Consider the following 14,557-nt stretch of genomic DNA (forward strand, 5'->3'; position numbering starts at 1 on the left):
TACCCGTCGGCCCGGATGGCGACGCTACGCGCACGAGCACGCAGGCCTTGCGTGCGTGGCGGTCCGCGTCGGCGCCAAGCGGATCGGTGGCAGCGCTGCGGCAACCGGCGGCGGGCAGCCGTTCTAGGTCGATTGACCTAGTCGCATTGCTGGCATTAGGATGATTGTCCTAAGGGGCTTGGCCTGATCGGGGGGATGAAGATGGACACGCGCGCACGCATCGTCGCCGAGGCCGACCGCCTGTTCTACGCGCAGGGCTATGCGGCCACCTCGTTCGCCGATGTCGCCGATGCGGTCGGCATCTCCCGCGGCAACTTCTATCACCACTTCAAGAGCAAGGACGCGATCCTGGATGCGGTGATCGCGCTGCGTCTGGAACGGACCCAGGCGATGCTGCAGGGCTGGGAAGACGCAGCGGTCGCACCCGCCGACGGCATTCGCCAATTCATCCAGATCGTTGTGCGCAACCAGGCGTCGATCATGCGCCATGGCTGCCCGGTGGGAAGCTTGTGCGGAGAGTTGTCCAAGCTCGAGCACCCTGCGCAGGCGCAGGCCACGCAGCTGTTCGGCCTGTTCCGCCAGTGGCTGCGCCGGCAGTTCGAACGTCTTGGGCGTAGCGCCGAGGCCGATGCGCTGGCCATGCACGTGCTGGCCTTCAGCCAGGGCGTGGCGGTGCTGGCGCAGGCGTTCGGCGATGCGGATTTCGTCCAGCGCGAGGTCGGGCGCATTCAGGCCTGGCTCGACGCGGTTGCCGCCGCGCCGGCAGCCACGTGATCGGCGTTGTTTTCCTCTTTTCCATTCGCAGGAGCGTGCTCATGTTCATCGTGTTGTTGCGTTTTGCCGCCGATCGCAGTCAGGCCGGGCCGTTGCTGCAGGCGCATGTGCAGTGGTTGCAGCAGGGCTTCGACGATGGCGTGTTCGCGCTGGCCGGGAGCCTGCCGCCGCAGGCCGGCGGCGCGATCCTGGCGCATGGCCTGAGCCGCGCCGACCTCGAGCGCCGGCTGCAGGCGGACCCGTTCGTCGCGGCCGGCGTGGTGCGCAGCGAAATCGTCGAGGTGGCGCCGGCCAAGGCCGCACCCGGCCTCGAGTTCCTGCTGGCATGAGCCGGCGTCGCGGCATCGACAGGACCTGCGCATGAACGCCACCATTCCCGGCCCCGACGGTCGCCCGCGTTGCCGCTGGTGCGCGGCGGCGCCGGAGTTCTTCCACTACCACGACAGCGAGTGGGGGTTTCCGGTCGACGACGACCGCCGCCTGTTCGAGAAGCTGTGCCTGGAAGGATTCCAGTCCGGGTTGAGCTGGCGCACCATCCTGGCCAAGCGCGAGAACTTCCGCGCGGCCTTCCTCGACTTTGATTACCAGCGCCTTGCCTTATTCGACGACGGCGACGTGGCGCGGGTGCTGCAGGATCCCGGGATCGTCCGCCACCGCGGCAAGATCGAGGCGGCCATCCACAATGCGCGCATGGCCCAGGCGCTGGTGCGGCAGGAAGGGTCGCTGGCGGCGTTCGTCTGGCGCTACGAGGCGCCGGCGGCGGACGCGGCGCAAACGCGCGCGACCTCGCCCGAATCGGTGGCGTTGTCGAAGGCGCTGAAGGCGCGCGGCTGGAAGTTCGTCGGGCCGACCACGGTGTATGCCTTCATGCAGGCCATGGGCCTGGTCAACGATCACGCCGAGGACTGCGTGGTGCGTGCGCAGGTGGAACGGGCGCGGACGCGTTTCCGCCGCCCGTGAGCGGCGGATGCGCGGGCCCGGCCGCTCGTGGCGGGCGGGCCGCGATGGCGGCGCGTCCGCGCCTCAGCGCGGCAGGTAATCGGCGAAGGCGACCGGATGCTGCGGATCGGCCGACTGCACCTGGTCGCCGTCCTTGACCAGCGCCTCGGCGTCGGGCGAAGGATTGGGGTTCATCTCCCAGCGCTGCTGGATGCGCTTGTGGAACAGCCACTGCTTGCGCTGCGTGTCGTAGCGGAAGGTGATGAAGTCGGTCCAGTGCTGGCCGCAGGAAACCCCGTTCTGCACGGTGAAGTAGCGACCCTTGGCGGCGAACGGTTCGTCGCCATCGGTGAGCGGATCGCACTGGCCGCCCTCGTCGCGCTTGAGGATCACCCGGTCGTTGCGCGCCGCCAGCCGGTAGTGGCCGTCGCCCTGCTGCACGAAGATCAGCAGCGGTCGCGCCGGGGCCGGATCGCGCTGCGCCTCGCCGCGCTGCTGCAGCGCGACCAGGTAATCGGCGCGGCCGTCGCCATCGAGATCGGCCTGCAGCTGCGCCAGCGGCTGGTAGCCGGCCGGCACCTGGCGCAGCACATCGGCGGGAAGATCGGCGGCGTTGGCGGTGTGGGTGCCGAGCAGCGCAAGGCCGGCGGCAAGGCAGAGGCGGAACGGGATGGGCATGGGGGACGGTTTCGCAAACGTGGGGCCGCCAGCCTACCCGACCGGCGGGTGATGGCGGCAGCGCGACGTGGCGGCGGCGTGCGTCGCCACGTCGCGCCTTGCGCTGGGGCTTCTTGCAGCGCACAAGGAAAGGCGCCTGCCGCGCGCCGCGGCGCCGATCGCAGCCGGGTGGGGACGCGGCTGTTGAAAGGGGGCGGCATCCGTCGTAGGTCGCTGGGTGTGCCTGCGCGGGCGCTTGGAAACGGCAGCGTGCCCACGCGCGCGGGCGACCGTGTGGCTGGGCCAGGCGCTGGCCGGCGCTTCGGCCCGCACGTGCGTGGGTCGGGTTGGCAGGGCGTCACCCGCGCTGCCAGTGGCGATTGGCCTGCCGCCCTCACAGGTGTACAACACGACGCTGTAGCATCCTTGGCAGGTAGCAAGGCGTGTCCGATCAGCGCCTGCATGAAGCTGATCGTGGGCTGACGCGGGGAGGCGGCAGCCGCGGAAGGCCTTCCGGCGTGCGACATGGTCGCCGACGGCGGCCACCGCTGCCGCTGGTGCGGCCGAGCGACGGGAGTGCCCCGGCATCCCCGTCGCACGGCAGAATGCGTTGGTGCTGTTCCACTGAGTCCGGAGGGTCGCGATGTATTCGGGTGCGTCATCCAGGCCAGGTGCGGTCGCGCGCGGCGTGCGTCGCCACCGCGACGGGCGCACGGCCGTCGCCCAGGACTTGGTCGCGGCCGAGGTGCCGGTGGCGTTCGCCTACAACGACACGCCGTTCGTGGTGATGATGGCCACGCCGGAAGACCTGGAGGATTTCGCGCTGGGCTTCTCGCTCAGCGAGGGCATCGTCGCGGCGCCGGCGCAGCTGCGCGTCGAGGCGGTGGAAACGTATCTGGAAGGCGTGTCGCTGCGCCTGCAGATTCCGCCGACGCAGGCGGCGGCCTTACAGGCGCGGCGCCGCAACCTGGACGGGCGCAGCGGCTGCGGCGTGTGCGGCAGCGAATCGCTGGAGGCGGTGTTGCGCGCGCCGCGGCCGGTGCCGGCCGGTACCCCGATCGCGCCCGAGGCGCTGGCCCAGGCCCTTCGCGCGCTGCGCGCGCAGCAGACCCTCAACGCGCTCACCGGCGCCACCCATGCCGCGGCATGGGCCGACGCGCGCGGCGAGCTGCAGCTGATCCGCGAGGACGTCGGCCGCCACAACGCGCTGGACAAGCTGATCGGCGCGCTGGCCGGCGCCGGCCTCGACCCGGGTGCCGGCTTCGCCGTGGTCACCAGCCGTGCCAGCTACGAAATGGCGATGAAGGCCACGCAGGCCGGTATCCCGTTGCTGGCCGCCATTTCCGCACCGACCGCGCTGGCCATCGCGCTCGCCGACAGCGCCGGCCTCACCCTGATCGGCTTCGCCCGCGATCACGATTACGTCGTCTACAGCCATCCGCAGCGCCTAGCGCACACAGAACCCGCCGGAGAGCCCGCATGAGCAAGAAGACCATCCAGCCCTACACGCAACCGGCCGGCGGTTGGGGGGCGTTGCGCGCGGTGGCCAAGCACCTGATGGAGCAGGACGTGGCGGTGCAGGGCGCCAAGACCCTGCTGCACGTCAACCAGCCCGACGGCTTCGACTGTCCCGGCTGCGCTTGGCCCGACCGCGACCACACCTCCACCTTCGAGTTCTGCGAGAACGGCGCCAAGGCGGTGGCCGCCGAATCCACCGCACGCCGCGCCACCCCCGAGCTGTTCGCCCAGCACAGCGTCGCGCAACTGGCCCGCTACAGCGACTACTGGCTGGAAGGGCAGGGCCGGCTGACCCAGCCGCTGCGCTACGACACCGACACCGACCACTACGTGCCGATCGACTGGGACGACGCGTTCGCGCTGATCGCCCGGCACCTCAACGGCCTGGCCTCGCCGGACGAGGCGATCTTCTATACCTCCGGCCGCACCAGCAACGAGGCCGCGTTCCTGTACCAGCTGTTCGTGCGCGAGTTCGGCACCAACAACTTCCCGGACTGCTCCAACATGTGTCACGAGCCTTCCGGCACCGCGCTCAAGGCGCAGATCGGGGTCGGCAAGGGCACCGTGTCGCTGCAGGATTTCGAACTGGCCGATGCGATCTTCATCTTCGGCCAGAACCCCGGCACCAACCATCCGCGCATGCTCGGCGAACTGCGCCAGGCGGCCAAGCGCGGCGCGGCGATCGTCTCGTTCAATCCGCTGCGCGAACGCGGCCTGGAGAAGTTCGCCGATCCGCAGGACAAGCTGCAGATGCTGCACAACGGCTCCACGCGCATCTCCTCGGACTATTTCCAGCTCAAGATCGGCGGCGATCTGGCGGCGGTGAAGGGCATCATCAAACATGTGCTGGAGCGCGACGCCGAGGCGGCCAGCAGTGGCCAGCCGCGGCTGCTGGACCTGGAGTTCATCGCCGGCCATACCGTCGGCTTCGAGGCCTTCGCCGCCGAGGTCGCGGCCGAGCCGTGGCACACCATCGTCGAGGAGTCCGGGCTGAGCGAGGCCGAACTGCGCAAGGCCGGCGAGATCTACCTCAAGGCCGCGCGGCTGATCGCCTGCTGGGGCATGGGCATCACCCAGCACAAGCATTCGGTGGCGACCATCCAGATGATCGCCAACCTGCTCCTGCTGCGCGGCCATCTCGGCCGTCCCGGCGCCGGCGCCTGCCCGGTGCGCGGCCACAGCAACGTGCAGGGCGACCGCACGATGATGATCTACGAGAAGCCGCCGGAGGCGTTCCTGGACCGGCTGCAGGCGGTGTTCGGCTTCGCCCCGCCGCGCGCGCCCGGTTACGACACGGTCGGTGCGATCGAGGCGATGGCCGACGGCCGCGCCAAGGTGTTCTTCGCCATGGGCGGCAATTTCGCCACCGCCACGCCCGATACCGACGCGACCCATCGCGCGCTGCGCCGCTGCGATCTCACCGTGCACGTCACCACCAAGCTCAACCGCAGCCACCTGGTGCACGGCCGCGACGCGCTGATCCTGCCATGCCTGGGCCGCACCGAGATCGACATCCAGGAGGGCGGGCCGCAGCACGTCAGCGTCGAGGATTCGATGAGCATGGTGCACCTGTCCGGCGGCATCAATCCGCCGGCCTCGCCGCAGTTGCTGTCCGAGCCGGCGATCGTGGCGCGGCTGGCCGAGGCCACGCTGGGGGCGCGCAGCGCGATACGCTGGCGCTGGCTGGTGGCCGACTACGACCGCATCCGCGACCTGATCGGGCAGATGTTCGACGACTTCGCCGACTTCAACGCGCGGGTGCGGGTGCCGGGCGGCTTCCGCCTGTCCAACGGCGCGCGCGACCGCGAATGGGACACGCCGGAGGGCCGCGCGGTGTTCAAGGTGCATGCGGTGCCCACCGACAATCCGATCCACCGCGCGCGCCGTCAGCACCCCGGGCAGCTGGTGTTCACCCTGGCGACCACGCGCTCGCACGACCAGTACAACACCACCATCTACGGCCTGGACGACCGCTACCGCGGCGTGTTCGGCGAGCGCCGCGTGCTGTTCATCAACGCCGCCGACATCGCCGACCTGGGCATGCGCGCCGGCGACTGGGTGGACCTGCACAGCCTCTGCGAGGACGGCGTGCCGCGCCAGGCCAAGCGCTTCCTGCTGGTCGAGTACAACATCCCGCGCGGCTGCCTGGCGGCCTACTACCCGGAGACCAATGCGCTGGTGCCCCTGTCCAGCTTCGCCGACGAGGCGCGCACGCCGACCTCCAAGTCGATTCCGGTGGTGGTCACCGCGCATCTGGCCGACGCCGCCGCGGCGGCGCCGCGCGACATCGGTGTGGCGCTTGTCCGCTGATCCGCTGCTGACCGCGCGGTTGTTGCACCTGTTGGCCGATGCGCCGGAGGGCATGGCACTGGCGCGGGTGTGCAAGCGCCTGGACGTGCGCATGAGCGTGCTGTTGCGCACGCTGGCCTGGCTGGGCGATGCCGAACTCGCCGGGCAGCCGGGGCCGGGCTGGGTGCGGGTGGAGCGTCGCGGCGAACGCGAGCTGGCAGTGCTGACCGCTGCCGGTCGCGCGCAGTTGCCTTCCTGAGTGGCGGCGTGGCGGCGGAAGACAAGCCGTGACCGGGCTGCCATGATCTGCCGGCTTTCCCGTCGATGTCGCCTCCATGACCGTTGCCGCGTCTCCTGTTCCGCCCGTCAACTCGCCGCGTCGCGTGCTGCTGGCCAGCCTGGTCGGCACCACCATCGAGTTCTTCGACTTCTACATCTACGCCACCGCCGCGGTGCTGGTGTTCCCCAAGCTGTTCTTCCCCGAAGGCGATGCCGATGCGGCGCAGTTGCAGTCGCTGGCGACCTTCGCCGTGGCCTTCGTCGCGCGGCCGCTGGGATCGGCGCTGTTCGGCCATTTCGGCGACCGCATCGGCCGCAAGGCCACGCTGGTGGCGGCGCTGCTGACCATGGGCCTGTCCACCGTGCTGATCGGCCTGCTCCCCGGCTACGACCGGATCGGCCTGTGGGCGCCGGCACTGCTGGTGCTGTGCCGCTTCGGCCAGGGCCTGGGCCTGGGCGGGGAGTGGGGCGGGGCGGTGCTGCTGGCCACCGAGAACGCGCCGCCGGGCAAGCGCGCCTGGTACGGCATGTTCCCGCAGCTGGGCGCGCCGCTGGGCTTCCTGCTGTGTTCGGGCATCTTCCTGCTGCTGGGCGCGCTGCTGGACGAGGCGCAGTTCCTGCACTGGGGCTGGCGCATTCCGTTCGTCGCCAGCGCCCTGCTGGTGATCACCGGGCTGTGGGTGCGCCTGCGCATCCACGAGACCCCGGATTTCCAGCGCGCCCTGGACCGCAACGAGCGCGTGCGCCTGCCGATGCAGACGGTGCTCTCGCAGCACGTCGGCGCGACGGCGCTGGGCACGTTCGCGGTGCTGGCGACCTTCGTGCTGTTCTACCTGATGACGGTGTTCGCGCTGGGCTACGGCACCACCACGCTGCACTACAGCCGCGAGCAGTTCCTGCTGCTGCAGATGGTCGGCATCCTGTTCTTCGCCGCCGGCATCCCGTTGTCGGCCTGGTACGGCGACCGCCGCGGCACGCGCCCGGCGATGCTGGTGGCCAGTGTGGCCATCGTCGCGTTCGGGCTGTTCTTCGCGCCGCTGTTCCAGGCCGGACAGCCCTGGCAGGTGCTGGGCTTCCTGGCGCTGGGGTTCTTCTTCATGGGCCTGACCTACGGCCCCTGCGGCACGCTGCTGGCCGAACTGTATCCGGTGCCGGTGCGCTACACCGGCGCCTCGCTGGCGTTCAACCTGGCCGGCATCGTCGGCGCGGCGCCGGCACCGTACGTGGCGGTGTGGCTGGCCACGCACTACGGCCTGCCGTGGGTGGGCTACTACCTCAGCGCGGCGGCGCTGCTGACCTTGCTTGCCCTGCTGGCGATCAGGCGGCCGCGTCGCTGAGCGCCGGCTCCGCCGGCGGCGCGTGTTCGACCCGGTTGCGGCCGCCGGCCTTGGCCAGGTACAGGTATTTGTCGGCCTCGGTCAGCAGCGGATGCAGGGTCTGCCGCTGCGGCCCGCTGCTGCTGACGCCGATGCTGATGGTGAGACGCAGGGTCTGCGTGCCCAGCGGAATCGCGAGGTCGGCGATGCGCGCGCGCAGGGTTTCGAAGTAATCGGCGGCCGCGGCGGGGGCCAGGCCCGGCACCAGCATGCAGAATTCCTCGCCGCCGAAGCGCGCCACCATGTCCTGCGGGCGCGCGTGCGCGGCCAGGGTCGCCGCCACCGCGCGCAGCGCTTCGTCGCCGGCCTCGTGGCCGAAGGTGTCGTTGATATGCTTGAAGTGGTCGATGTCGAGCATCGCCACGCAGACCGGCTCCTGCCGCGCCAGCCACTTCGCCAGCACGCGCTGGCTCTGTTCGAGGAAGTGCCGGCGGTTGGGCAGGCTGGTGAGGAAGTCGCGTGTCGCCAGGTCCTGCAGGGTGCCGATCAGCTCCAGCTGATCCACGTTCTGCGAGACCCGGCAGAAGAACTCCTCGCGCGAGAAGGGTTTGCGCAGGAAGTCGTTGGCGCCGTTCTTGAGGAAGCGCGGTACCAGCGACGGGTCGTTGTTGCCGGACAGGCCGATCACCGCCAGCATGTCGCGCGCGCGCAATGCGCGCAGCCGGCGGGTGAATTCCACGCCTTCCATGCCCGGCATTTCCTGGTCCACCACCGCCAGGCGGATGGACGGATTGGCCTCGATCGCGCGCAGCCCGGCGGCACCGTCGGCGGCCTCGACCACGCGGTAGCCGTACATCGACAGCAGGGAGGCGGCGTAGGCGCGCGCCGACGGCGAGTCGTCCACCACCAGCGCGGTGATGGACCGGTTGCGCGCCAGTCGCTGCACCAGCCAGGCCAGGTAGTCGATGCTGTCCGGCGCGTTCTTCAGGACGAAGTCGATGATCTGCTGGGTCAGGATGCGCTTGCGCAAGCTCTCGTCGTAGACCCCGCTGACCACCACGGTGGGCAGCCCGCGCGCGACGAAAAAGTCCACGACGGTGTCCCGGTCGCCGTCGGCCAGCACCAGCCCGGTCAGCGCCAGGAACCAGGGGCCGCCGTCATCCAGGGCGGCGGCGGCCTCGGCCAGGGTGGAGACCACCACGACCGGCAGTTCGACCCGTTGCTCGATCGCCGCGCGCAGCAGGTCGGTGAAGGTACGCGAGTTTTCCACCAGCAGGATGCGCTGCTGTGCGGGGCTGCCGTCGGGGGCGATCGGGGCGATCGACAACGGGTGCGACATGCATGCCTCGCGGGCGGCAATCCAGGAATGGAACCCGGTTAGCGGCCGTGTGCGCGCAAACTTGAGGGCGGCGCGGGTGCGTCGCTGGCTACCAGAGCGCGTCGCGCAGCTTGTACCAGGACATCGCCGCCACCAGCAGCGGCGTGCGCAGCAGGCGGCCGCCGGGAAAGGGCGCGTGCGGGATCCGTGCGAACACGTCCAGCCGCTGCGCCTGCCCGGCGATCGCCGCGGCGATGACCGCCCCGGCCAGGCCGGTGGCGGCCACCCCGTGGCCGGAGAAGCCCTGCGCGAAGTACACGTTCGGGGTCAGCCGGCCCCAATGCGGGGCGCGGTTGCGGGTGATGTCGACGTAGCCGCCCCACACCGAGTCCATCTCCACCTGGCGGAGTTGCGGGAACACCCGGCGCATGCGCCGCGTCATCACCCCGCGCAGGCCGGGCGGCGGCAGCGACGAATAGCTGGCGCGGCCGCCGAACAGCAGCCGGTGGTCGCGGCTGAGGCGGAAGTAGTCCAGCGCCCAGTTGACGTCGGCCACTGCCATGTCGTTGCCGATCAGTTCGCGCGCCAGCGCCTCGCCCAGCGGCGCGCTTGCGCCGATGTAGGTGCCGACCGGCATGATCCGCGATTCCAGCTCCGGGGCGATGCCGCGCAGCCAGGCATTGCCGGCGAGGATGGCGAACTCGCCCTCGACCTCGCCGTGCGCGCTGCGCAGGATCGGTCGCGCGCCGCGAACCAGTTGCGTGACCGGCGTCTGCTCGTAAATGCGCACCCCGGCCGCCAGCGCCGCCCGCGCCAGGCCACGCGCGTAGTCCAGCGGATGCAGGTGGCCGCTGGCCGCGTCATACATCGCCCCCAGGTAGCGTGGGCTGCGCAACTGCGACTGCAACTGCGCGCGGTCCCACCATTGCAGCGGATAGTCGTAGCGCTGCGCCATCTCGATGATGCCGGCGCGCAACGCGCGTTCCTGGCGCGGCTTGATCGCCACGTGCGCATGGCCGTCGCGCCAGTCGCAGGCGATGCCATGGCGGGCGATGCGGGTACGCAGCAACTGCATGCCGTCGCGGGAGAAATCGAACAGCAGCCGCGCATCGTCCTGGCCGAGCAGGGCTTCCAGGGTGTGCTGCTCGCAGCCGTAGCCGACGATGGCCTGGCCGCCGTTGCGCCCGGATGCACCCCAGCCGACCCGCTGCGCCTCCAGCACCACCACCCGATACCCGGCCTCGGCCAGGGCCAGCGCCGCACTCAGTCCGGTATAGCCGGCGCCGAGGATGCATACGTCGGCGCGTACCTTGCTTCGTAATGGTTCCTGTTCCGGGAATGGTGCGGCGCTGTCGAGGTACCAGGACGCGCCGGGAATGGGGACTCGGGAATGGGGAATGGGGGAAGCGCCGGTCATGGCGGCGAACTGCAGTGATGGCCCAGGCGCACCGTATCCTGGGCTCCAGACGCTTTCGCGCTCGCTGCTTTCGATTCCCGATTCACCATGCCCGATTCCCAGCCTTCAAACCGTGCGCAAATACCAGCGATAGTCCACATCGCTGACCTGCGCCTGGAAATCCAACAGCTCGCGGCGCTTCTGCTGGCCGTAGATATGCCGGAAGTGCGTGCCGAACGCCGTGGCGGCGAAGTCGCTGTCCAGGAAGCGGGCGATCGCGCTGCGCCAGTCCGGTTCGCGTGCGGCGTGTTGCGCGTAGGCGTTGCCCTGGGTCGGCGGGCCGGGGTCTAGGCCCTGCGCCAGGCCGTGTTCGATGCCGGCCAGCACCGCCGCGACGACCAGGTAGGGGTTGGCGTCGGCGCCGGCGATGCGGTGTTCGATGCGGGTGTTGGCCGGGTCGCTGTGCGGCACCCGCATCGCCACGGTGCGGTTGTTGAAGCCCCAGCTGTCGTTGAGCGGGACGAAGGCATTGGCGACGAAGCGCCGGTAGCTGTTGGCGTGCGGGGCGAACAGCAGCAGGCAGTCCTCGGCGCTGTGCTGCAATCCGCCGATGGCATGGCGCAGCGGCGCGGCTGGCGCCTGCGGGGTGCAAGCGAACACGTTGTGGCCGGCATCGTCGAGCAGGCTCACGTGCACGTGCAGACCGCTGCCGGATTGCGCGGCGAACGGCTTGGCCATGAAGCTGGCGAGCAGGCCCTGCTGCTGCGCGATCGCCTTGATCGCGCGCTTGAGCAGCACCGCATCGTCGCAGGCGGCCAGCGCATCGGCGCGGTGCTTGAGGTTGATCTCGAACTGGCCGGGCGCGTATTCGGCGACCGCGGTGTCGGCCGGGATGCCCTGCGCGCGGCAGGCCTGCGCGACCGCGTCGGTGAAGCCGCGCTGGTCGTCCAGTTCCTGCATGTAATAGACCTGGGTGCTGTCGTTGCGCAGTCCGCTGTGGGCGTGCAGCGGCGGCTGCGGGCGGCCGTGCGCGTCGGCGTGCGGATCGAACAGGTAGAACTCCAGCTCCACCGCGATCACCGGGGTCAGCCCGCGTGCCTGCAGGCGCGCCAGCACCTGCGCCAGCACCTGGCGCGGGGCGAAGTCGAGCGCGCCGCCGGCGCCGTCCTGCATCGCCAGCAGCAGTTGCGCCGACGGCACCGGCGCCCACGGCACCGGTCGCAGACTGCCCGGCACCGGGAAACACAGCCGATCCTCGTCGCCGATGTCGTAGCCCAGCCCGGTTTCCTCGACGGTATTGCCGGTGATGTCGGTGGCGATCAGCGACATCGGCAGGCATACCCCGTCGCGGTAGACCTTGTCCAACGCGTCGCGGGCGATGCGCTTGCCGCGCAGCAGGCCGTTGCAGTCCGGCAGCAGCAGGTCGATCTGCTCGCAGCCGGCGATGCGCTGCAGGGTCTGGGCATCGTCCGGGGGCAGCAGCGGAGCGTCGTGCATGCGGGTCATCGCGGCGGACGGCGGGAGTGCTTGGAGCTTAGCAGAGCGCCATGGCGTCAAGAATACTCAACAGCGGCAGGAGGCGACGTGCCGACGCTCGCTCGCGCGGCACGCTGGCCGTGTTGCGCTTTTGCGGCACTGCGGAGGAATTTTTGCGGCATCGTGCAGGCCGGTCAGCGCCTCTGCAGGTGCGTTGTGCGCCGTGTCCCAGTGCGTGTCGTGTTGTAAAAATAAAACGCTCGCGGTAACTTGCGAGGACGCCACACGAGTTCTTCGCATGGCCGTATCGCCCCTGGTCGGCGTGCCGACCGACCGCAAGCTCATCGGCCAGCATCCGTTCCTGGCCGCGGGCGAAAAGTATCTGCGTGCCACCGTCGACGGGGCCGGGGTGACCCCGGTGCTGCTGCCGTCGCTGCAGCCCCCGGTCGACGCCCGCGCCTGGCTGACGCGGCTCGACGGCCTGCTGCTGACCGGCGCGGTCAGCAATATCGAGCCGCACCATTACAGCGACGAGCCGAGCTGGCTCGGCAACCTGCATGACCCGGCGCGCGACGCCAACACGCTGGACCTGATTCCGCAGGCGATCTCGCTGGGCCTGCCGATCCTGGCGATCTGCCGCGGCTTCCAGGAAGTCAACGTCGCCCTCGGCGGCACCCTGCACCAGAAGGTGCATGCGCAGCCGGGGTTGTCCGATCACCGCGAGGATCCGCAGGCGACGCTGGAGGCGCAGTACGCGCCGGCGCACGAGGTGGCGCTGAGCGAAGGCGGCTGGCTGGAGGAGATCGCCGGCCGCGGGCGGGTGCGGGTCAACTCGCTGCACGGCCAGGGCGTGGCCCGGCTCGGCGGCGACCTGATCGTCGAGGCGCTGGCGCCGGACGGGCTGATCGAGGCCTTCCGCGGCATCGGCCCCGGTTTCCTGCTCGGTGTGCAATGGCATCCGGAGTGGCGGGTCCTCGACGACCCGTTCTATCTCGGCATCTTCCAATCCTTCGGCGACGCCTGTCGCCACTATGCGGCCAGCCGCAGGCACTGATTCCCATGGCCAGTCGACCCCGATCGCGCAAGCACACCCCGGAACAGCAGGAAAGCTCGCTGCGGCGCTGGCTCAAGGAACGCCACATCACCGAGGTCGAATGCCTGGTGCCGGACATCACCGGCAACGCGCGCGGCAAGATCATTCCCGCCGCCAAGTTCTCGCACGACTACGGCACGCGCCTGCCCGAGGGCATCTTCGCCACCACCGTCACCGGCGACTACCCGGACGATTACTACGACCTGACTTCGCCGTCGGATTCGGACATGCAACTGCGCCCGGATCCGGACACGGTGCGCATGGTGCCGTGGGCCGCCGACCCCACCGCGCAGGTGATCCACGATTGCTATACCAAGGAAGGCCAACCCCACGAACTGGCGCCGCGCAACGTGCTGCGCGGGGTGCTGGAAGCATATGCGGCGATCGGCTGCAAGCCGGTGGTGGCGCCGGAGCTGGAGTTCTTCCTGGTGCAGAAGAACACCGACCCGGACTTTCCGTTGCTGCCGCCGGCCGGCCGCTCGGGCCGGCCGGAGACGGCACGGCAGTCGTACTCGATCGACGCGGTCAACGAGTTCGATCCGATCCTGGACCTGATGTACGACTATTGCGACGCGATGGAGCTGGACGTGGACACGCTGATCCACGAATCCGGCGCGGCGCAGCTGGAGGTCAACTTCACCCACGACGACGCGCTGTCGCGCGCCGACCAGGTGTTCCTGTTCAAGCGCACCATGCGCGAGGCGGCGCTGCGCCACGGCGTCTACGCCACCTTCCTGGCCAAGCCGATGGAGAACGAGCCGGGCAGTGCGATGCACATCCACCAGAGCCTGGTGGACAAGCACGGCAAGAACGTCTTCAGCGGCCGCCGCGCCGGCGAGTACAGCCGCACCTTCGCCCATTACCTGGCGGGCCTGCAGAAGTACGTGCCGATGGCGATGGCGTTCTTCGCGCCGAACGTCAATTCCTACCGCCGGCTGATGTTCGGCGAGGTGTCGCCGAGCAATGTGCTGTGGGGCTTCGACAACCGCACCTGCGGTCTGCGCGTGCCGATCGACACGATCGAGAACATGCGCGTGGAGAGCCGCTTCGCCGGTTCCGACGCCAATCCCTACTTGGCGATGGCGGCGACGCTGGCCTGCGGCTTGCTCGGAATCCGCGAGAAGCTTGAGCCGACCGAGCCGACCACCGGCAGCGGCAAGGAGATGGGCTATCAGTTGCCGCGTTCGCTGGGCGAGGCGCTGGACGAGCTGGAGCGGTGCGGGCCGTTGCAGGAGTTGCTGGGGCCGCGCTTTGTGCGGGCGTACATTTCGGTCAAGCGCAAGGAGTACGAGACGTTCTTCCGGGTGATCAGTTCGTGGGAGCGGGAGTTCCTGTTGTTGAACGTGTAGGGGGCGGTTCGCGCCAGCCAGCCAGCCAGAACATCGACGTTGCCGTTGCCGTTGCCGTTGCCGTTGCCACTGCTGTTGCTGTTGCTGTTGCTCCTGACGTTGCTCTTGCTCCGGACGTTGATGTTGTTTTTGACTTGCCGGGTTCCCTTCCGT

Annotated in this window: 13 protein-coding genes; 9 read left to right on the forward strand and 4 right to left on the reverse strand. The window is 69.8% G+C overall.

Features of this window, described 5'->3' with window-relative positions; all coding sequences use genetic code 11:
• Nucleotides 1-195: 195 nt before the first annotated feature.
• From SLW55_RS18130 to SLW55_RS18140, 3 genes are read left to right on the forward strand one after another with little or no spacing between them, the layout of a single operon-like run.
• Nucleotides 196-774 (forward strand): TetR/AcrR family transcriptional regulator, encoded by a 579-nt coding sequence (locus SLW55_RS18130; protein ID WP_267099290.1) that lies wholly within the window; start codon nucleotides 196-198, stop codon nucleotides 772-774.
• Between the two features lie 41 nt (nucleotides 775-815).
• On the forward strand, nucleotides 816-1,103 hold the full coding sequence (locus SLW55_RS18135; RefSeq protein ID WP_017915756.1) for a YciI family protein: 288 nt from the start codon (nucleotides 816-818) through the stop codon (nucleotides 1,101-1,103).
• A gap of 31 nt (nucleotides 1,104-1,134) precedes the next feature.
• On the forward strand, nucleotides 1,135-1,734 hold the full coding sequence (locus tag SLW55_RS18140; protein WP_267099289.1) for a DNA-3-methyladenine glycosylase I: 600 nt from the start codon (nucleotides 1,135-1,137) through the stop codon (nucleotides 1,732-1,734).
• Nucleotides 1,735-1,797: 63 nt separating this feature from the next.
• Here the strand turns inward: SLW55_RS18140 and SLW55_RS18145 are convergent, their stop codons facing one another.
• Nucleotides 1,798-2,391: a hypothetical protein gene (locus SLW55_RS18145; RefSeq protein WP_267099288.1), complete on the reverse strand. Its 594-nt coding sequence runs from the start codon at nucleotides 2,389-2,391 to the stop codon at nucleotides 1,798-1,800.
• 622 nt (nucleotides 2,392-3,013) lie between these two features.
• Here SLW55_RS18145 and fdhD point away from each other — a divergent pair.
• The 4 genes from fdhD to SLW55_RS18165 all read left to right on the forward strand — a co-directional run bounded on the left by fdhD (nucleotide 3,014) and on the right by SLW55_RS18165 (nucleotide 7,793).
• On the forward strand, nucleotides 3,014-3,853 hold the full coding sequence (fdhD, locus tag SLW55_RS18150) for a formate dehydrogenase accessory sulfurtransferase FdhD (protein WP_267099287.1): 840 nt from the start codon (nucleotides 3,014-3,016) through the stop codon (nucleotides 3,851-3,853).
• Nucleotides 3,850-6,198, forward strand: a complete 2,349-nt coding sequence (locus tag SLW55_RS18155; RefSeq protein WP_320745506.1) for an FdhF/YdeP family oxidoreductase — start codon at nucleotides 3,850-3,852, stop codon at nucleotides 6,196-6,198. Before fdhD ends, SLW55_RS18155 begins: the two co-directional genes overlap by 4 nt.
• On the forward strand, nucleotides 6,188-6,436 hold the full coding sequence (locus SLW55_RS18160; RefSeq protein ID WP_320745507.1) for a hypothetical protein: 249 nt from the start codon (nucleotides 6,188-6,190) through the stop codon (nucleotides 6,434-6,436). The genes SLW55_RS18155 and SLW55_RS18160 overlap by 11 nt, the downstream gene beginning before the upstream one ends.
• A gap of 76 nt (nucleotides 6,437-6,512) precedes the next feature.
• On the forward strand, nucleotides 6,513-7,793 hold the full coding sequence (locus SLW55_RS18165; protein ID WP_320745508.1) for an MFS transporter: 1,281 nt from the start codon (nucleotides 6,513-6,515) through the stop codon (nucleotides 7,791-7,793).
• On the opposite strand, the gene SLW55_RS18170 is transcribed toward SLW55_RS18165, so the two are convergent.
• The 3 genes from SLW55_RS18170 to SLW55_RS18180 all read right to left on the reverse strand — a co-directional run bounded on the left by SLW55_RS18170 (nucleotide 7,774) and on the right by SLW55_RS18180 (nucleotide 11,992).
• Nucleotides 7,774-9,111 (reverse strand): diguanylate cyclase, encoded by a 1,338-nt coding sequence (locus SLW55_RS18170; RefSeq protein WP_017908483.1) that lies wholly within the window; start codon nucleotides 9,109-9,111, stop codon nucleotides 7,774-7,776. The genes SLW55_RS18165 and SLW55_RS18170 overlap by 20 nt on opposite strands.
• 88 nt (nucleotides 9,112-9,199) lie before the next feature.
• Nucleotides 9,200-10,507 carry an FAD-binding oxidoreductase gene (locus SLW55_RS18175; RefSeq protein WP_320694465.1) on the reverse strand — a complete coding sequence of 436 codons (1,308 nt, stop codon included), beginning with the start codon at nucleotides 10,505-10,507 and terminating at the stop codon, nucleotides 9,200-9,202.
• A gap of 105 nt (nucleotides 10,508-10,612) precedes the next feature.
• Complete coding sequence (locus SLW55_RS18180; protein WP_320745509.1) at nucleotides 10,613-11,992, reverse strand: glutamine synthetase family protein; 1,380 nt, start codon at nucleotides 11,990-11,992, stop codon at nucleotides 10,613-10,615.
• Nucleotides 11,993-12,260: 268 nt separating this feature from the next.
• On the opposite strand from SLW55_RS18180, the gene SLW55_RS18185 reads away from it, so the two are divergent.
• Nucleotides 12,261-13,016, forward strand: a complete 756-nt coding sequence (locus SLW55_RS18185) for a gamma-glutamyl-gamma-aminobutyrate hydrolase family protein (RefSeq protein WP_267099281.1) — start codon at nucleotides 12,261-12,263, stop codon at nucleotides 13,014-13,016.
• 5 nt (nucleotides 13,017-13,021) lie between these two features.
• Nucleotides 13,022-14,404: a glutamine synthetase family protein gene (locus SLW55_RS18190; RefSeq protein WP_017911359.1), complete on the forward strand. Its 1,383-nt coding sequence runs from the start codon at nucleotides 13,022-13,024 to the stop codon at nucleotides 14,402-14,404.
• Nucleotides 14,405-14,557 lie beyond the last annotated feature (153 nt).

The organism is Xanthomonas sp. LF06-19, from assembly GCF_034105425.1.
GTDB classification, from domain to species: domain Bacteria; phylum Pseudomonadota; class Gammaproteobacteria; order Xanthomonadales; family Xanthomonadaceae; genus Xanthomonas_A; species Xanthomonas_A sontii.

Excerpts from the sequence above, each read along its gene's own strand:
- SLW55_RS18130 (WP_267099290.1), top strand. The coding sequence starts at position 196 with ATGAAGATGGACACGCGCGCACGCATCGTCGCCGAGGCCGACCGCCTG.
- SLW55_RS18135 (WP_017915756.1), top strand. The coding sequence starts at position 816 with ATGTTCATCGTGTTGTTGCGTTTTGCCGCCGATCGCAGTCAGGCCGGG.
- SLW55_RS18140 (WP_267099289.1), top strand. The coding sequence starts at position 1,135 with ATGAACGCCACCATTCCCGGCCCCGACGGTCGCCCGCGTTGCCGCTGG.
- SLW55_RS18145 (WP_267099288.1), bottom strand. The coding sequence starts at position 2,391 with ATGCCCATCCCGTTCCGCCTCTGCCTTGCCGCCGGCCTTGCGCTGCTC.
- fdhD (WP_267099287.1), top strand. The coding sequence starts at position 3,014 with ATGTATTCGGGTGCGTCATCCAGGCCAGGTGCGGTCGCGCGCGGCGTG.
- SLW55_RS18155 (WP_320745506.1), top strand. The coding sequence starts at position 3,850 with ATGAGCAAGAAGACCATCCAGCCCTACACGCAACCGGCCGGCGGTTGG.
- SLW55_RS18165 (WP_320745508.1), top strand. The coding sequence starts at position 6,513 with ATGACCGTTGCCGCGTCTCCTGTTCCGCCCGTCAACTCGCCGCGTCGC.
- SLW55_RS18170 (WP_017908483.1), bottom strand. The coding sequence starts at position 9,111 with ATGTCGCACCCGTTGTCGATCGCCCCGATCGCCCCCGACGGCAGCCCC.
- SLW55_RS18175 (WP_320694465.1), bottom strand. The coding sequence starts at position 10,507 with ATGACCGGCGCTTCCCCCATTCCCCATTCCCGAGTCCCCATTCCCGGC.
- SLW55_RS18180 (WP_320745509.1), bottom strand. The coding sequence starts at position 11,992 with ATGACCCGCATGCACGACGCTCCGCTGCTGCCCCCGGACGATGCCCAG.
- SLW55_RS18185 (WP_267099281.1), top strand. The coding sequence starts at position 12,261 with ATGGCCGTATCGCCCCTGGTCGGCGTGCCGACCGACCGCAAGCTCATC.
- SLW55_RS18190 (WP_017911359.1), top strand. The coding sequence starts at position 13,022 with ATGGCCAGTCGACCCCGATCGCGCAAGCACACCCCGGAACAGCAGGAA.